We start from the raw sequence: 17662 nt of genomic DNA, 5'->3' as shown, positions 1-17662 counted from the left end.
CTGTACCTACTATCCGCAGATCACTCTAACGGTTAACAGAAAGATCTTAACTACAACATATTATGCATGAAACAGTACACAGGATGTGGCGTGAATATCTGCACACGACAGACAGCCAGGATCTTGATCCTGTATCTGGGTCAAAGATCCCTGCCTGGCATTTTTGTGATAATAAAGCAGACGCTGACGAATGTGCCCGCCTGGTTATGATCGGTAAAAAACGAGCTACCTCCCCTTCACTTTGGGAATTACAAATAAATTTGCAGAAAATTCCAAAGATTGGCGATCTAAATGTGATCACAAATTGGAAAGGTATTGCTCAGTGTATTATTCAGACCACTTCTGTCGAAATTGTACCTTTCAACGAAGTAACCTCAGTATATGCGGGTTTGGAGGGTGAAGGTGATGGTTCACTGAGCTATTGGCGCAAGGTCCATCAGGCATACTACGAAAGAGTGCTTGAAGGAAGTGATCATTCATTCCAACAAGACATGCCGGTGGTCTGTGAACAATTTGAAAAGGTTTTTCCGCTTTTATAGTACCTTTTTTGCTATATCCTATTAACTAAATAACCCTGAGTAATGTACCTATACATTATAATAGTGCCGGCCAATGTGGTTATTGCCATTAATCCTCGTCACGGTGCTCTGCACCATGATGCAGGATGGAGGCTCTGTCTCACCCTCCAAGGGTTTTATCTTGATAACTGAACCGGAACGTACAGAGCGGTGGTTCGGGGTATAGATGACTTATGTGGTCGTAATTTAGTATAGTTGGATGCGGAGCCTCCTGCAGAGCATTCCGGGGCAGAGCCGCCGGAACGAGGGTAGTTGTGAATGGGAGAAGCATCTTCAAAGTGTTATGACAGCTTCATCGTTGTGTAGGTCCTTCGGGGGTACCCTCAGGATGACCGGTGACGGGGATTTGCAGATCTGGTTAAACAGAATTCCGATTGACCGATTGACCGATGGACCGAACTGCGAATTTTTTTCTATGCTGATACAAATGCAGGGTGAGAAAGGAAAATTGGTGGCGGATCAGAATGATCATCTACCTGAAGCAAGTAAAATCCCTGTGTCTTAAAATGCATGATCAGTTTAGATCATTATACACACAGCGACCATCTGCACGATCCGCTTCATCCGCGTTCAATTCCCTAGTTACCTTCAACCTGTTCACCCACCGCTGATCGGTCATTCTGGGATTCGTAGATCATGGTTAATAGAATTGCGATCGATCGATGGACCGATAGACCGAACTGCGAATGAGGGCAGATTTGCGGAACCGGATGCCCTATAGAGGCGTTGGAGCCGGAGCCTCCTCGAGGGCATTCCGGGGCAGAGCCGCCGGAACGAGGGAAACAAGGCCAAATCCTTTAGCATAGAAAAACAGCGACCATCCGCACGATCCGCTTCATCCGCGTTCTATTTCATTGCCGTCTTCAAACAGTTCGTCCATCGCTGATCGGTCATTCGGTGATTCGCAGATCGATGTTTATCCTACCCTCCCCCTCCCTTGAGGAATTAATTGCAGATCCCATCGGGTTTTCCAATATTGGATCAAACAGTCCTTAACAAATGCCCGACTCCCAAAAATTCATAGCTGTCGTTTCTATAGTAGTGGGTGTTGTCCTATGCTTGCTGGGGATAGCGAGTATCGGAATGTATGTCTATTCGGTCATTGACGCCCTGGATCAAGCCGATCAGTCTGTAATCTTTTGGTATCTCGTTTTTGTTTTGATCGGCATCACGCTGGTTGGTTTGGGTATTTATTTTATCTGGATAGGTTATAGATCAAGCAAAGAAGAAAGCTATACCCGATCAGCGAAATACTCTTTAGTCGGACTCGGCGCTATTACCATCCTGTTGATACTTTCCGGAACGTTCAGTGAATGGTCGGCCGACATGGCAAGACTAGAAAGAATAAAACAGGAAGAAGTACTGAGATCCCTGTCGGCCGGAATGCACCACATCGAACGGGTAGAAATTGATGGATCTGATCAAAGGGGTTTCAGTTTTTCAGTTCATATTTCAGAAGGAGCAAAAGGCAGTTACCGCTTAAAAACTTCCATTTATGACGGACAGACCCTATTTCTGGAACAAGCTAAACAGATCGAGCTCGATAGTTCTAAAACCAAGATAAGCCGCTATGTCAGCTTCGAACAGCTTTTCCAAAAATGCTTTGGTGAATTCCGGGGAGCAAATATCTACGTGTGTACAGACAATACGGGGGCAACCTCTTTCTTAACACTGGAATCGCAGCTGATCCTGAACGAAGACCAACCGCAGGCAAACACCAATATAATGAACCATGCAAGCCTGACCTCCACCGGAAAAACTAAATTTTCCATCGATACCTTTACTAAAGACATGGAGGTAAAGGTAACCGATTTTCAGCCTATAGATCGCTGAAAATACGTTAGGATGTTGAAAGTGAGATGTCCTTTCTAATCAAGAATTTTGGTTACCCCATAGCCCAACCTTTGGAAACCAACAGAGGCTATTTGTCCTCCTCATGTTGCTCTGCTCCGTCATGCCCTATGGAGACTCCGCCTCATTCAACAAGTAGTTTTCAAAATGAGTGAACCGGAATGTACTGGGTAGTGATTCAGGGTATAGATGACTTATGTGGTCGTATTTTTGTATAGCTGGAGGCAGAGCCTCCTGCAGGCATTCCGGGGCAGAGCCGCCGGAACGAGGGATATATTTTAGCATAGAAAAACAGCGACCATCTGCACGATCCGCTTCATCCGCGTTCAATTCCCTTGCCTTTTTCAATCTATTCGTCCATCGCTGATCGGTCATTCGGTGATTCGCAGATCAAGGCTAAGAGAATTACGAGCGATCGATGGACCGATAGACCGAACTGCGAATGAGGGCAGATTAACAAACCAAAACTGTAAACATACTTTACGACAAGACCTAGATCTTATATGTTTTTTAAACCGATACGGCTTCCCGGTTGTATTTATCGCGATACTCAAGGGGGGTTAAGCCGGTAATTTTTCGGAAGAGATTACGAAATGATTTGGTGTCAGAATACCCCACTTCATACATCACTTCAGTTACGTTTTTCCGCGTTCTTTCGAGATCTTTTTTGGCGGCTTCAATTTTGACCCGCTGCATATATTCTGTTACTGTATTGGTGGTAGCCTTTTTGAATCTCCGCTCCAGTGTACGCCGGCTCAAAGCGAGTTCATCGGCCAGTTCATCCACCCTGATCATCTGCTCATAATTCTTCTCAATATATTCCTGTGCCGCCTTTATCTTCTCATCCCCATGCTCTTTCTGTCCTTCAAACATGATAAACGGCGATTGACTATTACGATCTATATCAATGGAAAACGCTTTGGAAATATGGACGGCCACTTCCCTTCCGGCATTTTTCTCAATCAGGTAAAGCAATAAATTCAAAAAGGCATACGCTCCCCCACTGGTGTAAATACCGTCTTCCTCGGTCATAATTTTTTCATCCACCATATTAATTTTCGGGTATAACTTTCTGAAGTTGTTGGCATGCATCCAGTGCGTAGCACATTGCTTGCCATCCAGTAAACCGGTTTCAGCCAGAAAAAAAGCCGCTACACATAAACTCACAACCTCTGCTCCATTTTTATATTGATGAATAATCCAGGGAATGAATTTCTGGTTTTGAGATCTCGCTATTTTTGGTTCATCGTGAATGGCCGGGATGATGATCATATCTGTCTTCTTCACATCCTGCATTAAGGTGTCCGGGCTGATTGAAAATATACCATGAGTAAGTTGGGTTTCTTTTTCGAGACCTACCAATTGAATGTCAAAAACCGGTTTTCTGCCCATTTTTTGTAAAACAGCATTCACCATTGAAAATATTTGGTGGGTTCCACCAACATTTACAACGCTTACATGACCTCGTGGAATAAGTATCGATACATGTTTCATGGATTTGGAAATTGGTTAATTATTAATAGTGAGTACCCCATTTACCAGCAACAAATAACAATTAACCAAAACCCGGTGTCGCAATCAACCTGTAAGAATGGCGGAAATACACCGTACAATGTTAAAAAGCAGACAGTATGTTAGTCGAAATTCAAACTTACAGATAACAAATGGATCAATTACTGCTCATACAATTCGAACTACATCAGAAATTATATAACAATGTGCTGGAAGGGTTTACCGATGCAGAAACTAATACACGGCCTTGTGGAGATGAAAACGTGAACCATGTTAAATACCTGGCAGGACATTTATTGAATTCCCAATACGGATTGATGATGATCGCAGGACTATCACCGGAAATAAAATGGAATGACCTTTTTGCTGTCATGGGAGGATCGAAAGCCAAAGATAATTTTGACTATCCGGCCATTGAGGAGATACGAGAGGAATGGAATAATTGGTACGAGCCCACTTTTAAAGGATTAAAGCAGTTATCCGATCATGATCTTGAACAGCCTCCTTCACCTCCTTTTGATCAGGTAGCAGCTACCAAGGGAGAACTTTGGGCCTTCATCAACCATCATCAGGCATATCATATCGGGCAGATCAGTATTCTTAGAAGGGCGTTCGGAAAGGAACCGATGAGCTATGAGTAACCCATTTTACAGTGAACAGTACTCAATCCACAAAATTAAATATATATGAAACCAAGAACGTCAACATTCATTCAGAATCGCCGGGTCTGGGCTAATATTCCCGTAAAAAATTTAGAAAGAACAAGGGACTTTTACTCAAGTTTAGGGTTTATGATCAATGGAGAAAGAGATAATGAACAATTGATCAGTTTTTTTATAGGTAAGGATGACTTTGTGGTTCATTTTTTTAAGGAAGAAATATTTGAACAAGCTTCGGCCGGAAAAGCTGCTGACCTAAAGAAAGGAAACGAGGTGATGTTCACAATTGGAGCCAACAGCCGTGAAGAAGTTGATACCTGGGCAGAACAAGTAACAGAAGCGGGTGGCACTCTGTTTTCAAAACCTGCAGAAATTGGAAAAGAAGGATGGTATGGTTGCGGCTTTACCGACCCTGAAGGACACAAATGGAATGTATTTTATATGTAAGAGAACCTTCCCGAAACTTAAAATTTATCAAATTATGAAATCAGTAAACCCCTACCTCAACTTTAACAGACATACAGAAGAAGCCTTCACATTTTACCAATCCGTATTTGGCGGAGAGTTGGATATTAGTCGCTATGGAGACCTTGAAGACGATATGGGCGCCACCGGTGATGACCTGAAACTGGTAGCCAATGCATCTCTGCCTCTTACAGCAGATATCAAACTTTTTGGTTCAGATACCCTCGAGTTTATGGGGCAAAAACCTGAAGCCGGAAACAATTTTTACATTAACCTCGAAACTGAAAGTAAAGAAGAGACCGAGCGTTTATTCGAAAGGTTATCAGAAGAGGGGAAAATCGAAATGCCGTTACAAAATACAGGTTGGGCAGAATTATTCGGAATGGTCAAAGACCAATTCGACATCCAGTGGATGGTCTACTATACCGGATAGAACCTTTGCGATCTTCGCGCCTTTGCTATTTTAAACTTATCCAAAGAGAACCCATTAATACCTAAATAACAACAGGAGAAAATCATGACTAAAGAATTATGGATTAACCTGCCGGTAAAAGATGTGCCCCGAGCACGGAAATTCTATAAACAGATCGGATTCAAACTCAATCCCAATCATCCTGAGAATGATCAGATGGCCGCATTCCTGGTAGGTGAAAAAGAAATAGGGCTCATGTTATTTCCCGAAGAACAGTTCAGGGAGTTCAGTAACGATGATATTCCCGATCCCGGAAACGGTACCTCCTCCCTGTTTTCCTTTGATGCAGAAAGCCCTGAAGAGGTGGATGAAATAGCCAAAAAAGCAAAAGCAGCCGGTGGAACCATTTATGGGGAACCTGCAGAAAAAGACGGCTGGATGTATGGTTGTGGATTCATAGACCTTGATGGACACCGATGGAGCATTTTGTACATGGATATGAGTAAAATGCCCCAAGGTTGACTTTTAAAAATGGTTAAAGTGTATAAAACCAATGTATGTGAGTTCGCTGAGGCGAAGAACATTTTAAAAGATATCCGTGATCAGCTGCCCGGAAGTGATCCAAGTTTTGACCTTGAAGATCGCGATAATGTACTTCGGATCGAACGGACTTCCGGGGAAATAGAAGAACCGGAAATTCGGGAAATTCTATCTAATCACGGATATTCCTTAGAAATACTCCCTTAACTGTAGTCCAATATGAGAAAAATAATCTACGCACAAAGTGTCTCCCTGGATGGATATATCGAAGATCAAAAAGGTACGATAAACTGGACAACTCCATCTGAAGAGCTGCACCGTCATTTTAATAACCGCGAGCTGAAAGTGGATACTCATTTATATGGTCGAAAACTCTATAAGATCATGCAGTATTGGGAAGACCCTGATCAGGATCTCGATTACATGAAAGAATATGCCCGGCTTTGGCAGAAGCAAAAGAAGATCGTATTCTCAACAACAATGGATCAGGTGAAAAATGGGTATGAACTCAGGAACTCGGTGAACCCTGATGAGATAAAAAAATGGAAACAATTATCCGGTAAAAACATGATCGTTGGGGGGGCTTCATTGGCTTCATCGTTTATGGAGCACGGATTGGTGGATGAAATTCACTTATACATCCCCCCTGTTCTTTTAGGGGGTGGTAAACCGATGTTTCCCGCACTCAAAAAAACAGATCTGGAACTTATGGATAGTAAGACCTTCCCGGACGGTGTCGTAATGCTTAAATATCAAGTAAAACCTGCAACATCATGAAAACCAAAAACCAGGAATTACTGGAAAAGCTGAATGAAGCTTTTTCAAGAAACGATTCGGATCACATTATTCAACAAGTTACAGATAATATAAGATGGACGGCGGTCGGTGATTTCACTGTAGAAGGAAAAGAAACTTTCGCGGCCAAGCTCAAAGAGATGGAAAGTCCCCAACCCTATTCTTTAGAAATTCACAAGATCATCACCCATGGAAAAGATGCGGCAGTCAATGGAATAATGACCTCTAAAAACGGAAAGCAATATGCTTTTTGTGATGTGTACAAATTCAGTGGTTTCAAGGATCCAAAGATCAGTGAGATGACTTCATATGTTATTAAGCTTCGTTAATGGTTATTCGGGAACCCTTATAACCATTAACAAATAACCGATCTCTCTCAAAATTTTATAGCCTCTATTGACATATTATGTTCATTACATTATTTTACCAATCGGTTAATTAACTAAACAGTTAAATAAGAACTTATTCATGCCAGCAGATCAACTTAGTAATACCTTTCACGCTTTAGCGGACCCGACTCGTCGGGCCATTCTATCAAGTTTAACCACCGGAGAGAAAACTGTTTCTGACCTGGCTAAACCTTTTGAGATGAGTATGCCGGCCATCACCAAGCATTTGAAAGTGCTGGAGAAGGCCAAGCTAATAGAACGCAGCAAACAGGCGCAATACCGCCCCTGCCACCTTCAACCCGGTCCATTGAAAGACATTGATGAATGGATGGAACAATACCGGAAATTCTTCGAAGCAAGCTTTGACCGGCTGGATGATTATCTGAAAGAAATACAAACCAAGGAGAATAAATAAGATGAAAACTCAAGTACAAAAGGAAGACAAGAAACTAATTCTCACCCGTGAATTTGATGCACCGCCCGAGTTATTATTTGAAGTATGGAGCAATTGCACACACCTGAAACATTGGTGGGGCCCCAAAGAGTGGCCCATGAAAGAGTGCGATATGGATTTTCAGGAAGGTGGGGAATGGCATTACTGCCTGCGGGGACCCAATCCGGATGATGTTTCATGGGGGCTGGCCAAATACAAAGCCATCAACAAGCCGGACAGTATTCTGTATATGGACTATTTCTCTGATAAAGACCGAAATATCGATCCGGATATGCCCGGAATGGAAGTCTATGTGGAGTTCAAAGCTCACAACGGAAAAACCCTGCAAGTCAATACAACCACTTTTGGCAGTAATGAAGAGCGTGATAAGATCCACGATATGGGTGTTGCGCAAGGTATGGAAAGTTCTTCCCTCCGACTGGATGATTATCTATCCCAATTAAAAACCAACAATAAATAGTAAAGCTACCATGAAAAAGAAATTCCAACTTGTAATCAGTCTACTAACAGGCTTGATGTTCATAAATGCAGGGTTAAACAAAATATTCAATTACATTCCCATTCCCGATGATTTGCCGGAGCAATTAGTAAGCATGAACTCCGCAATGGCAGACATCGGGTGGCTACTGCCCCTTACAGCGGTGGCTGAAATAATTGGTGGTGCTTTGTTCATGACCCCTCGGTTCAGGGCTCTTGGAGCTATTACACTTTTCCCGGTAATGATTGGCATACTTTTAATTCACCTGACGGTTGCTCCTTCCGGATTACCGATCGCGGTGATCATATTCCTTATTCTTGTGTGGGGTATGTATGAAGACCGCAAAAAGATCCTCCCTTTGATTCAAAAGAGCACTTGAACCTTGATTTGAGCAGGCCAAATATAACTTTCGGATCTCGTATTGGCCCTTGAGTTCATCGTTCATACACACCTCAGGCTTCATAAAATGCATTCATATTGAACACCCAGGTAACCATTCATTTTAACCGTTAATCCTATGAGCACGCAAAAAATCACCCCTCATCTTTGGTTTGATGATCAAGCCGAAAAAGCTGCCGAATTCTATGTTTCTGTTTTTGGAGAAAATTCGGGTATTGATGACAGAACCTACTTCACCGATGCAGGAAAAGAGATCCATGGGCGGGATGCCGGAAGCGTGATGAGTGTTGACTTTCACCTGCGTGGACAATCGTTCGTGGCGCTGAATGGCGGGCCTCATTTCAAATTCAATGAAGCCGTTTCACTGATGATCACCTGTAAAGACCAGGAAGAGATCGATTATTTTTGGGAAAAGCTCTCTGCCGATCCCGGTGCTGAACAATGTGGTTGGGTGAAGGATAAGTTCGGCCTTTCCTGGCAGGTTGTTCCGGAAGGTATGAATGAGATGTTTAAAGACGATCCCGAAAAAGCCAACCGGGCAATGAATGCAATGCTGCAAATGAAGAAACTGGATATCCAAAAGCTAAAAAATGCCTTCGAAGGAGTATAAATATGAAAGACCGAACTATACACATCTCCCGTGAATTTGAAGCTCCCCGATCACTCGTCTTTGAGGCTTTCACCCAAGCCGAACATATCGGTAAATGGTGGGGACCTAACGGATTTACAACCACTACCAAAAGCATTGAATTCGAAGTGGGTGGTGAATGGATCTTCACCATGCATGGTCCCGACGGTACTGATTATCCAAATCGTGTCGTCTATACAGAGATCAAAAAGCCGGAATTACTGAAGTATGATCATTTTGCCGGCTATGTTGATGACGGAAAAGAACCTCATTTCAAACAGACCATCACTTTTAAAGAAGAGAATGGAAAAACCACCGTTGAATTAAACCTGCTGTTCCCAACGGCTGCCCTGAGAGAAGAAGCTGCAAAATTTGGAGCGGTAGAAGGCGGACACCAAACGCTGGGTAGGCTGGCTGAATTTCTCAACACTTAAATTGAATTGCGAATAACGAACGAACGACTGACCGATTTGTGATTTACTAATTACCAATCCATCATTAACGAATAATCAAACCAGCATGCCTTCTATCAATCCTTACCTCAACTTCCAAGGCAATACCGAAGATGCTTTCAATTTATCCTCGTCATGGTGCTCGGCACCGTGACGCCCTATTGAGGTTCCGCCTCACACAACAAATAGTTTTCTAAATGACTCAACCGAAACGTAGAGAGCAGTGGTTCAGGGAATCCATGACTTACCTACTGGTTTTAAGCTTTTCGTTCATTATTTATCAAATCAACATTCATTCGGGTACATCTTATGCGCAGTGTCGTTTTAGGGCTTACTAAACCACCGCCGCTTTATTGTACCTGTTCCTATACTCTACCGGTGACAGGCTTGTAACTTCTTTAAATACACTGCGAAAAGCGCTGGCATCTGAATAGCCCACCTCATACATCACTTCGCTGACGGTCTTCCTGCTCGCTTCCAAGAGCTTTTTGGCCGCCTCTACTTTTACCCGTTGCATATATTCGAAAGGCGTATTTCCGGTAGCTTCAATAAACCTTCGGTCGAATTGCCGCCGACTGACCGCAAATCGGGAAGCTAACTGTTTGACTGTTATTTTTTCCTGCACATTACGTTCAATATAGTTTTGTGCATCTTTCACGATTTCGTCCTCGTGTAACTTCTGTCCTTTAAATATGATAAATGCTGACTGGTTTTGCCGGTCCATCTCAATTTGAAATACTTTGGAACAGTAAATAGCGGTTTGACGGTCGTAATATTTCTCAACTAGGTAAACCATCAAATTCAGGAAGGAATAGGCTCCGCCATTCGTATAAATTCCGTCTTCATCCGTAATTAATTTATCCGTTTGTAAATCCACCTCCGGAAACATGCTCCTGAAATTCTCTGCAACGGACCAATGGGTAGAGCAGCTTTTCCCTCCCAGCAAACCCGATGATGCCAGCAAAAAGGCGCCCGTGCAGATACTTGCCACTTCGGCACCTTCTTTATACTGTTTTCTGATCCATTCAATCAGCTCCTGGTTTCCCTTTACCGCTTTGTGATAATTATGGTTTAAAGAAGGAATAATGATGAGATCGGTTTCAGATATCCCCGAAATATCGACCTGTGGCTTCACCGAAAATAAATTACCATAGAATTCCACCTCTTTTGAAACACCAGCCAACTCAATTTCAAACAATGATTCCTTGTCGCTTTCTTTCCAATACGCATTGGCTCTTGTAAATATGTTGTAAGGACCTACTATGCTCTCCAGATTATTCTGCCCCTCAGGTACGACGATCGTAAGGTGTTTCATGGTCCAATGGTTTTTGGAGCAATATAGAAACCACATCGTGTCTAAATCAACCAGTTATAAAGTCTAATTTACACCCTGTCAAAGTAGTATGTAGACGTTATGTTGAGATACGAACTTTAAAATACCGAACAGAAGCCACCGTCAACACTAAAAATAAAGCTCATGCAAAAAGAGATTTTACTTCAAATGCTAGAACAGAGCCGGAAGGACTGTTTTAACATTTTAGAAAACATAAATCCAGATAACGCCGATTTTCGCTTAACAAAGCAGACCGCATCCGTCGGTTTCATTTATAGACATATTGGTGAAGCGACCAATTTAATGGCTCAATTTTTTGGATATGAAACAGACGTAGAAGGAACTACGATGGGACAATCAGATACTGGAAAAGATTATGATCTTGAAACAAGTCGTATGCTTGTTGAAGAAGGCTATACTATGCTTGAAAAGTTGGTCAATGAAACATCTGGTAATGAATGGTTTGAAAACATAGACACAAGTTGGTTCGGGAAACTTTCAAGAATCAACCTTTTGGCAATTACCCTTCATCACAATGCCCATCACTGCGGACAAATAGCGTCGGCTATCGTGAAGGGAAAGAAGTATTGAAAGCCGCCTTCATTGAAAAATTTCAACCTCTGCCCTCGTCATGGTACTCCGCTCCGTAATGCCCCATCGAGGCTCCGCCTCACACTAACCAAGTGGCCGGGCTGAGGCAGAGCCTCTGTATTGTGTTCCGCAGCAGAGTGGCGGTACAAGTGCCAATTCCCCCCTCTTTATTTAACACTTCATCATTGGATGTCCCGTGTTGGGTGTTGGATACTCTTTCCCCATGACCATCCGCCAGATCCGCCTCATCCGTGTTCCATTCCTTTGTGTTTTTAGACGTAAAAATTTATTTGCGTAACCAAGATGTTACATATATATTTGTAACCAATCAGTTACATTTTAATTTTTCCTTATGCCTCAAGATGTATTCCAAGCCATAGCCGACCCTACCCGACGTGAGATCATAGATCTGTTAGCGGGACAATCCATGCCGGTCAATGATGTGGCAGAGCAGTTTGACATGAGTCGGCCGGCCGTTTCCAAGCACATAAAGATCCTAAATGAATGTGGGCTAGTGGTCATCCGGAAAGAAGGCCGCAAGCGGTATTGCAGGGCAGATACCCAAAAACTGCAGGAAGTGATCGAATGGGCCTACCGCTACCGGAAATTCTGGAATGAGAAGCTGGATGCGCTGGAGGTGGCTTTATCTGAAGGTCAACAATAATTCAAACCCTAAGACTATGAAATACATCATTTTAATAACCATAAGCCTGGTTTTTGCGTTAACGCTGAATCAATCAACTAATGCACAAGATATGAACTCAAAGATCACCACATTCCTGATGTTTGAAGGCCATGCCGAAGAAGCTATGACATTTTACACATCCCTGTTTGATGATTCAGAAATTATTCGGCTCAAAAAATACGGTCCCGACGGACAGTTCGGACCAAAGGCAGAAGGCACCGTACAACATGCCTTGTTTACTTTGAAAGGGAAGCAATACATGGCGATAGACAGTTTTGGGCATGATTTCACCTTTACGCCTTCTATATCGTTGTTTGTTCAATGCGAATCGGAAGAAGAACTGGAACATCTGTTTGAAAAGCTAAGCGAAGGCGGCACCGTGGCGATGCCTCTCGATAATTATGGATTCAGTACTAGATTCGGTTGGGTTCAGGATCGTTATGGGGTTTCCTGGCAGTTAAATTATGGTGAGTTAGATCATGAATAATCAATCCAACAACAAGAAACATCGGATCTATACCACAAGCTTTGCAAGCGTTTATCCGCATTATGTTACCAAGGCCGAAAAAAAAGACCGAACTAAAGAAGAAGTAGATGAGATCATCCGCTGGCTGACAGGATATAGTCAGAGCAAGCTTGAAACCATCCTTGAGGATAAGACAGACTTCGAGACCTTTTTTATGGAAGCTCCAAAACTGAACCCTTCCAGAAGATCGATCAAAGGTGTGATCTGCGGGATACGGGTGGAGGAAATTGAAGAATCAACCATGAAAGAAATTCGCTACCTGGATAAGCTGATCGACGAGTTGGCACGGGGAAAAGCAATGGATAAAATTTTTCGGGAATCATAATATTCAGGCAGAAAACAATGCAGAAGTTTAGTAACAAGCCAAAGACAAGTCTCCCCTTGAGGGGAGATTTTTTTCATCACGCATTACCATTTAGGTCAAACACCATGAACATACAACACGGCATCTTTCCCGAACCCGGAACCATTCAATTCGAACGACTGCTTCCGGGGCCGCCTGAGCGCATATGGGATTATCTGACCAAATCTGAACTGAAAGCCAAGTGGCTTTCAGCCGGTAATGTAGAACCGAAAGTAGGCGGTAAAGTGGAGTTTAGATTTCAGCATAAAAACCTTTCTGAAAAGGACGATCCCATCCCGGAAAAGTACAAAGCCATGGAAGATGGCACTTATTTTGAAGGCCGGGTGACAGAATGGGATCCTTATGATAAACTCAGCTATACCTGGGGTGAAGAAACCGGAGAGGAATCTGAAGTGACCTATGAACTCATCCCAAAGAAAAACGGCAAGGTACTGTTCCGGTTAACCCACCGCAGATTGGGCGATGATCCAAATACCCTCATTAGTGTAGGCGCCGGCTGGCATACGCATTTGGGTATTTTAGCAGACCGATTGGAAGGTAACGAACCACAAGGATTTTGGAGTGTACATGTGCCACTTGAGAAGGAATACGAGAAGTTGATCAGGGAATAGATATCTTAAGTAGCCGTAATTTTGTATAGTTGGAGGCGGAGCCTCCTGCAGGGCATTCCGGGGCAGAGCCGCCGGAACGAGGGTAAATTTGTTAGTAAGGATCAAATTTTACTACATTAATTAAATCATAACTCCCGCGCCGATAAAAAATCCACGGCCTAACTTGATGTACCTGTACTTTTTAATACTATTAGCCAATTTACTCATTGCCATTCCTGTCTTTCTTGTTCTCAGGTGGTCTTTAGCTAAGACCGATATTAGAACGAGGATCCGAAAAATCTTGCAGATCTCAGGTTCAGTCGTTTTAGCTCCTGCTATTTTTATCGGACTATTATACGGTTTGTTGTTTGCCCTGCATTATCATCCCGAGAAGGAATTTGACAGACAGCAGTGGATAAAAGAACCCCGGGAGCGGTATGAGATGAGTCAGGATATCATTGAGAGCCGAATGCTGATCGGTAAACCCAAGAGAGAAATTGAGCTGCTGCTAGGTGGTGAGTGTGAAATATACATTGACAGTTGTCCGTATATCCTCGGCTTTCCACCGGGTATATTTAATATAGATCCCATTGCGCTCATCATCACATTTGAGAATGGCAAAGTGGTAAAAAGTACACGAAAGTATCATGTGAGCTATAACAAGATTCAGCTTTGCCAAAAAATACCGAAAACGGGTGCAACTTAAATACCGGACTATAGTAAAGCTTTACCGATCACCTAATTTATTACCTCTATTTGATGACCAATACTCCTGATCCCAACCAGACCTTTCCCCTCGAGAATTATGACAATCTTTGTTTTCTGAAGAACATCATAAGCAACCCTAACATCATAGTTGGGGATTATACCTATTACGATGATTTTGAGGACGTGAAGAACTTTGAAAAAAACGTTAAGTATCATTTTGATTTTATAGGCGATAAATTGAAGATCGGCAAGTTTTGCATGATCGCCTCCGATGTGGTGTTTATCATGAATGGGGCCAATCATTTGAGCAATTCTATCAGTTCCTATCCCTTCGCGATCTTCGGTAAAGCCTGGTCGGATGCAATGGCCGGAAAAGCGTATCCCAATAAAGGGGATACTGAAATTGGCAATGATGTCTGGCTGGGTTATCGTTCTACCATCATGCCCGGTGTTACCATAGGCGACGGGGCGATCGTTGCTTCCAATTCAACCGTCGTGAAAGATGTTGAACCGTATTCAATCGTTGGCGGAAATCCTGCCAAACCCATTAGAAAACGGTTTCCTGAAGCTACCATTGAACAACTGCTTAGGCTTAAATGGTGGGACTGGGATATTGAAAAGATCACGCGAAATGTTCAACACCTTACCAGTGGAAATATCGAAGATATAGTGGATTGAACACCCTAAATGCCCTGTTTCTAGCGGATCAAACGGTAGCGTTCTCTTTTTTTGCCTCAATGCTATACTTGGCATAGGGCTTCGCCATCAGTCTCTCTTTACTGATCGCATTTCCTGTCACTTTGCAGATCCCATAATTGCCGGTATCAATACGGTTCAATGCCATATTGATCTCTTCCTGCTTTTCCTTCTCTTTCTCGATCATGATGTAATACTTCTCCCTCTCATCCTCTGAGGTTCCGATGTTGCCCTGGTGGTGAGCGGATGAGGAGTTTGTATCATCCATATTGCTTTCCAGTTCCTCTAATCGGTTCTCATACTGCTCCACCTTCTTCTCACTGTCCTTTTGTTCTTTATTGAGCGTCTCTTCAAACTGCTCAAGTTCTTCGTCAGAAAATGGAGAGTTGTGAATGGGCGTCTCTTGCTTGTTCATAAGTAAAGTTTCTCTTTGATTCTATTTCACTTACATAACGTATTGAGACCGATCAGCATTTCATGGGGGGTGTCATGCTGATCGTATGAAACAGATTAACGATTGACCGATGGACCGATAGACCGAACTGCGAATTTTGTTCCATGCTGATACAAATGCTGGCTGAGAAAGGTAACCGGTTGGCGGACCATAATGATCATCTACCTGCAGCGAATAAAATCCTTGTGTCTTAAAATACACTATCAGTACCAATTTTTATAAACAGCGATTATCCGCACGATCCGCTTCATCCGCGTTCTATTCCCTTGCCTTTTTCAACCTGTTCGCCCATCGCTGATCGGTCGTTCGGTGATTCGCAGATCATGATGAAGAGAATTACGATTAATTGAATATAAAACCCTAAAAGAGTCATGCTGAGGATACTTCCGAAGCATCTTCAAAGGGTTTTTACAGCTTCATGGCTGTGCTGATCCTTCTCCGCCAGCTGGCGGATCAGGATGACCGAGTGATCGGGTTTCGTGTTCCAGGTTCCGGTTTTTAAAATGGTAACCTCATAGCCCAACCTCCGGAAACCGACAGAGCCTGTCGCACTCTCCGGGCGGAGGTTCTTTTTCTGATTCTTTTGACCCCGGGTTGAAACCCGGGGCTACTGTTATTTGACCTCTTCATGGGGCAGAGCCGCCGGAACGAGGGATATACCTATAGCATAACAAACAGCGACCATCCGCACGATCCGCTTCATCCGCGTTCTATTCCCTTGCCTTTTTCAACCTGTTCGCCCATCGCTGATCTTATGGCACAGAATTGCGATTATTTGATTTTAAAACCCTAAAAAGGTCATGCTGAGGATACTTCCGAAGCATCTTCAAAGGGTTTTTACAGCTTCATGGCTGTTCTGATCCTTCTCCGCCAGCTGGCGGATCAGGATGACCAAGTTCGGGGATTCGCAGGTCGTATGAAACAGAACTACGATTGACCGATGGACCGATAGACCGAACTGCGAATGTGGGGACTTCAAGGTCTCAAACTTTTTTTGACCACTGAGGCAACCATTTCACTTCATCAGCTGTATTGGCAATTAGAGACGATCATGCATACAGCCAAATAATTTTAATTCTAAACTGATTGAATATGAAATTCAGATACTCTACTTCGCTATTGACACTCATTTTTGTTGCTGTGGGACTCACGCTTGCGGGTTGCAGCAGCAGTTCAGGAACCGATACAAATAACAATAACGACGATCCGCCAACCAACGGCGGCGGTGGTGCTTCCGGTCAGGAAGTTGAAATGGTCGGGACATCCTTTAGTCCCGGGACTATTGAAGTGGAAGTCGGGACAACTGTAACCTGGGTGAACAGCAGCAGTGTTACTCATACGGTCACCAGTGGTTCAAACGGCGAAAGTGATGGCACTTTTGACAGTGGAAACGTAGCACCGGGAGAGGAATTTTCGTACACCTTTAATGAAGTCGGTGAATTTGACTATTTCTGTATACCCCACTACAGCGGGGGAATGGTTGGAACCGTCACCGTAGTGGATAGTGGTGATGGCAGCTAAAACCCTGTTCGTCCTGTGCCTGGTTTTATTGTTAGATGCCCCCCAAGCGCACTCCCAGCCTGATTCGGTGTATTACACTGAATCGGGCTATGTGGAGTTTGCCTCTCAGGTTCCCCTGCATTCATTTACCGGTGAATCCGAGAAGCTGACCGGTATGATCGATGCTGAAGAGAACCTCATAGATTTCTATGTGGATCTGAAAACCCTTGAGACAGGAATTGGAAAACGGGACAGGGATATGTACAAAACATTGAACACGGATGAATACCCTTTTGCTGAATTCACAGGTTCATTGGATTCCCCTGTTCCACCCTCTTTGATAAGCACGGATACCCTTAGCGTATCTGTTTCCGGTGATTTTACGATCAATGGCATATCCAACCCAATGACCATCGAAGGTATTCTGGTGCCCGTTCAGGATGGGTTGAAGCTGGAATCAGAATTTAAGATCAACCTCAAAGACCACCAGATCGAACCACCGGGCATATTATTCTATCGGGTCGACGAGATTCAGGATGTCACCCTCGAAGCCACCCTAAAACTCACCCCAAGACAGCAATTAGTTAATAATAACTGAAAACC

The 17662-nt window shown here is 43.4% G+C and carries 27 protein-coding genes; 23 read left to right on the top strand and 4 right to left on the bottom strand.

The window, feature by feature from the left end; genetic code table 11:
- Positions 1 to 62: 62 nt before the first annotated feature.
- Positions 63 to 539, top strand: coding sequence for an ASCH domain-containing protein (locus AC13FX_RS07800; RefSeq protein ID WP_482879987.1), 477 nt, complete (start codon positions 63 to 65; stop codon positions 537 to 539).
- A gap of 1038 nt (positions 540 to 1577) precedes the next feature.
- On the top strand, positions 1578 to 2411 hold the full coding sequence (locus AC13FX_RS07795; RefSeq protein ID WP_482879986.1) for a hypothetical protein: 834 nt from the start codon (positions 1578 to 1580) through the stop codon (positions 2409 to 2411).
- 126 nt (positions 2412 to 2537) lie between these two features.
- Here the strand turns inward: AC13FX_RS07795 and AC13FX_RS07790 are convergent, their stop codons facing one another.
- Positions 2538 to 2804, bottom strand: a complete 267-nt coding sequence (locus AC13FX_RS07790) for a hypothetical protein (protein WP_482879985.1) — start codon at positions 2802 to 2804, stop codon at positions 2538 to 2540.
- Positions 2805 to 2939: 135 nt separating this feature from the next.
- Complete coding sequence (locus AC13FX_RS07785; RefSeq protein ID WP_482879984.1) at positions 2940 to 3923, bottom strand: GlxA family transcriptional regulator; 984 nt, start codon at positions 3921 to 3923, stop codon at positions 2940 to 2942.
- A 170-nt stretch (positions 3924 to 4093) separates the two neighbouring features.
- Between AC13FX_RS07785 and AC13FX_RS07780 the strand changes: the two genes are divergently transcribed.
- The 12 genes from AC13FX_RS07780 (at position 4094) to AC13FX_RS07725 (ending at position 9594) form a co-directional block, all read left to right on the top strand.
- Entirely contained in the window at positions 4094 to 4582 is a 489-nt protein-coding gene (locus AC13FX_RS07780; RefSeq protein ID WP_482879983.1) for a DinB family protein, read from the top strand.
- Between the two features lie 45 nt (positions 4583 to 4627).
- Positions 4628 to 5047 (top strand): VOC family protein, encoded by a 420-nt coding sequence (locus AC13FX_RS07775; RefSeq protein ID WP_482879982.1) that lies wholly within the window; start codon positions 4628 to 4630, stop codon positions 5045 to 5047.
- 34 nt (positions 5048 to 5081) lie between these two features.
- Entirely contained in the window at positions 5082 to 5498 is a 417-nt protein-coding gene (locus tag AC13FX_RS07770) for a VOC family protein (RefSeq protein ID WP_482879981.1), read from the top strand.
- Positions 5499 to 5582: 84 nt separating this feature from the next.
- Positions 5583 to 5999 carry a VOC family protein gene (locus AC13FX_RS07765; RefSeq protein ID WP_482879980.1) on the top strand — a complete coding sequence of 139 codons (417 nt, stop codon included), beginning with the start codon at positions 5583 to 5585 and terminating at the stop codon, positions 5997 to 5999.
- 18 nt (positions 6000 to 6017) lie between these two features.
- A complete protein-coding gene (locus AC13FX_RS07760) occupies positions 6018 to 6224 on the top strand; it encodes a hypothetical protein (RefSeq protein WP_482879979.1) in 207 nt (68 codons plus the stop codon).
- Between the two features lie 12 nt (positions 6225 to 6236).
- Positions 6237 to 6794: a dihydrofolate reductase family protein gene (locus tag AC13FX_RS07755; RefSeq protein ID WP_482879978.1), complete on the top strand. Its 558-nt coding sequence runs from the start codon at positions 6237 to 6239 to the stop codon at positions 6792 to 6794.
- Positions 6791 to 7141, top strand: a complete 351-nt coding sequence (locus AC13FX_RS07750; RefSeq protein WP_482879977.1) for a nuclear transport factor 2 family protein — start codon at positions 6791 to 6793, stop codon at positions 7139 to 7141. Before AC13FX_RS07755 ends, AC13FX_RS07750 begins: the two co-directional genes overlap by 4 nt.
- Positions 7142 to 7280: 139 nt before the next feature.
- Positions 7281 to 7616: an ArsR/SmtB family transcription factor gene (locus tag AC13FX_RS07745; protein ID WP_482879976.1), complete on the top strand. Its 336-nt coding sequence runs from the start codon at positions 7281 to 7283 to the stop codon at positions 7614 to 7616.
- Between the two features lies 1 nt (position 7617).
- Positions 7618 to 8115, top strand: coding sequence for an SRPBCC domain-containing protein (locus AC13FX_RS07740; RefSeq protein ID WP_482879974.1), 498 nt, complete (start codon positions 7618 to 7620; stop codon positions 8113 to 8115).
- Positions 8116 to 8125: 10 nt separating this feature from the next.
- Entirely contained in the window at positions 8126 to 8512 is a 387-nt protein-coding gene (locus tag AC13FX_RS07735) for a DoxX family membrane protein (RefSeq protein ID WP_482879973.1), read from the top strand.
- Between the two features lie 138 nt (positions 8513 to 8650).
- On the top strand, positions 8651 to 9142 hold the full coding sequence (locus AC13FX_RS07730; RefSeq protein ID WP_482879972.1) for a VOC family protein: 492 nt from the start codon (positions 8651 to 8653) through the stop codon (positions 9140 to 9142).
- Between the two features lie 2 nt (positions 9143 to 9144).
- The gene (locus tag AC13FX_RS07725) at positions 9145 to 9594 is read left to right on the top strand and encodes an SRPBCC family protein (protein WP_482879971.1); all 450 of its coding nucleotides are present in this window, start codon (positions 9145 to 9147) and stop codon (positions 9592 to 9594) included.
- Between the two features lie 352 nt (positions 9595 to 9946).
- Here the strand turns inward: AC13FX_RS07725 and AC13FX_RS07720 are convergent, their stop codons facing one another.
- Positions 9947 to 10927, bottom strand: coding sequence for a GlxA family transcriptional regulator (locus AC13FX_RS07720; RefSeq protein WP_482879970.1), 981 nt, complete (start codon positions 10925 to 10927; stop codon positions 9947 to 9949).
- Positions 10928 to 11089: 162 nt separating this feature from the next.
- On the opposite strand from AC13FX_RS07720, the gene AC13FX_RS07715 reads away from it, so the two are divergent.
- From AC13FX_RS07715 to AC13FX_RS07685, 7 genes are all read left to right on the top strand, one after another.
- The gene (locus AC13FX_RS07715) at positions 11090 to 11536 is read left to right on the top strand and encodes a DinB family protein (RefSeq protein ID WP_482879969.1); all 447 of its coding nucleotides are present in this window, start codon (positions 11090 to 11092) and stop codon (positions 11534 to 11536) included.
- A 352-nt stretch (positions 11537 to 11888) separates the two neighbouring features.
- Complete coding sequence (locus AC13FX_RS07710) at positions 11889 to 12200, top strand: ArsR/SmtB family transcription factor (RefSeq protein WP_482879968.1); 312 nt, start codon at positions 11889 to 11891, stop codon at positions 12198 to 12200.
- Positions 12201 to 12291: 91 nt separating this feature from the next.
- Entirely contained in the window at positions 12292 to 12708 is a 417-nt protein-coding gene (locus AC13FX_RS07705) for a VOC family protein (protein WP_482880156.1), read from the top strand.
- Positions 12701 to 13072: a DUF2200 domain-containing protein gene (locus AC13FX_RS07700; RefSeq protein ID WP_482879967.1), complete on the top strand. Its 372-nt coding sequence runs from the start codon at positions 12701 to 12703 to the stop codon at positions 13070 to 13072. Before AC13FX_RS07705 ends, AC13FX_RS07700 begins: the two co-directional genes overlap by 8 nt.
- Positions 13073 to 13176: 104 nt before the next feature.
- Positions 13177 to 13722, top strand: coding sequence for an SRPBCC family protein (locus tag AC13FX_RS07695; RefSeq protein WP_482879965.1), 546 nt, complete (start codon positions 13177 to 13179; stop codon positions 13720 to 13722).
- 166 nt (positions 13723 to 13888) lie between these two features.
- Positions 13889 to 14407 (top strand): hypothetical protein, encoded by a 519-nt coding sequence (locus AC13FX_RS07690; RefSeq protein WP_482879964.1) that lies wholly within the window; start codon positions 13889 to 13891, stop codon positions 14405 to 14407.
- 53 nt (positions 14408 to 14460) lie between these two features.
- Entirely contained in the window at positions 14461 to 15087 is a 627-nt protein-coding gene (locus AC13FX_RS07685; protein WP_482879963.1) for a CatB-related O-acetyltransferase, read from the top strand.
- A 28-nt stretch (positions 15088 to 15115) separates the two neighbouring features.
- On the opposite strand, the gene AC13FX_RS07680 is transcribed toward AC13FX_RS07685, so the two are convergent.
- The gene (locus tag AC13FX_RS07680) at positions 15116 to 15520 is read right to left on the bottom strand and encodes a TraR/DksA family transcriptional regulator (protein ID WP_482879962.1); all 405 of its coding nucleotides are present in this window, start codon (positions 15518 to 15520) and stop codon (positions 15116 to 15118) included.
- A gap of 1131 nt (positions 15521 to 16651) precedes the next feature.
- On the opposite strand from AC13FX_RS07680, the gene AC13FX_RS07675 reads away from it, so the two are divergent.
- Together AC13FX_RS07675 and AC13FX_RS07670 are read left to right on the top strand one after the other, a co-directional pair.
- Positions 16652 to 17080 carry a cupredoxin domain-containing protein gene (locus AC13FX_RS07675; protein ID WP_482879960.1) on the top strand — a complete coding sequence of 143 codons (429 nt, stop codon included), beginning with the start codon at positions 16652 to 16654 and terminating at the stop codon, positions 17078 to 17080.
- Entirely contained in the window at positions 17070 to 17657 is a 588-nt protein-coding gene (locus AC13FX_RS07670) for a YceI family protein (protein WP_482879959.1), read from the top strand. Before AC13FX_RS07675 ends, AC13FX_RS07670 begins: the two co-directional genes overlap by 11 nt.
- Positions 17658 to 17662 lie beyond the last annotated feature (5 nt).

It is taken from the genome of Gracilimonas sp. B-17, from assembly GCF_056857935.1.
The sequence above is the reverse complement of the archived record's forward strand: the minus strand, read 5'-3'. Positions and strand labels throughout refer to the sequence as shown.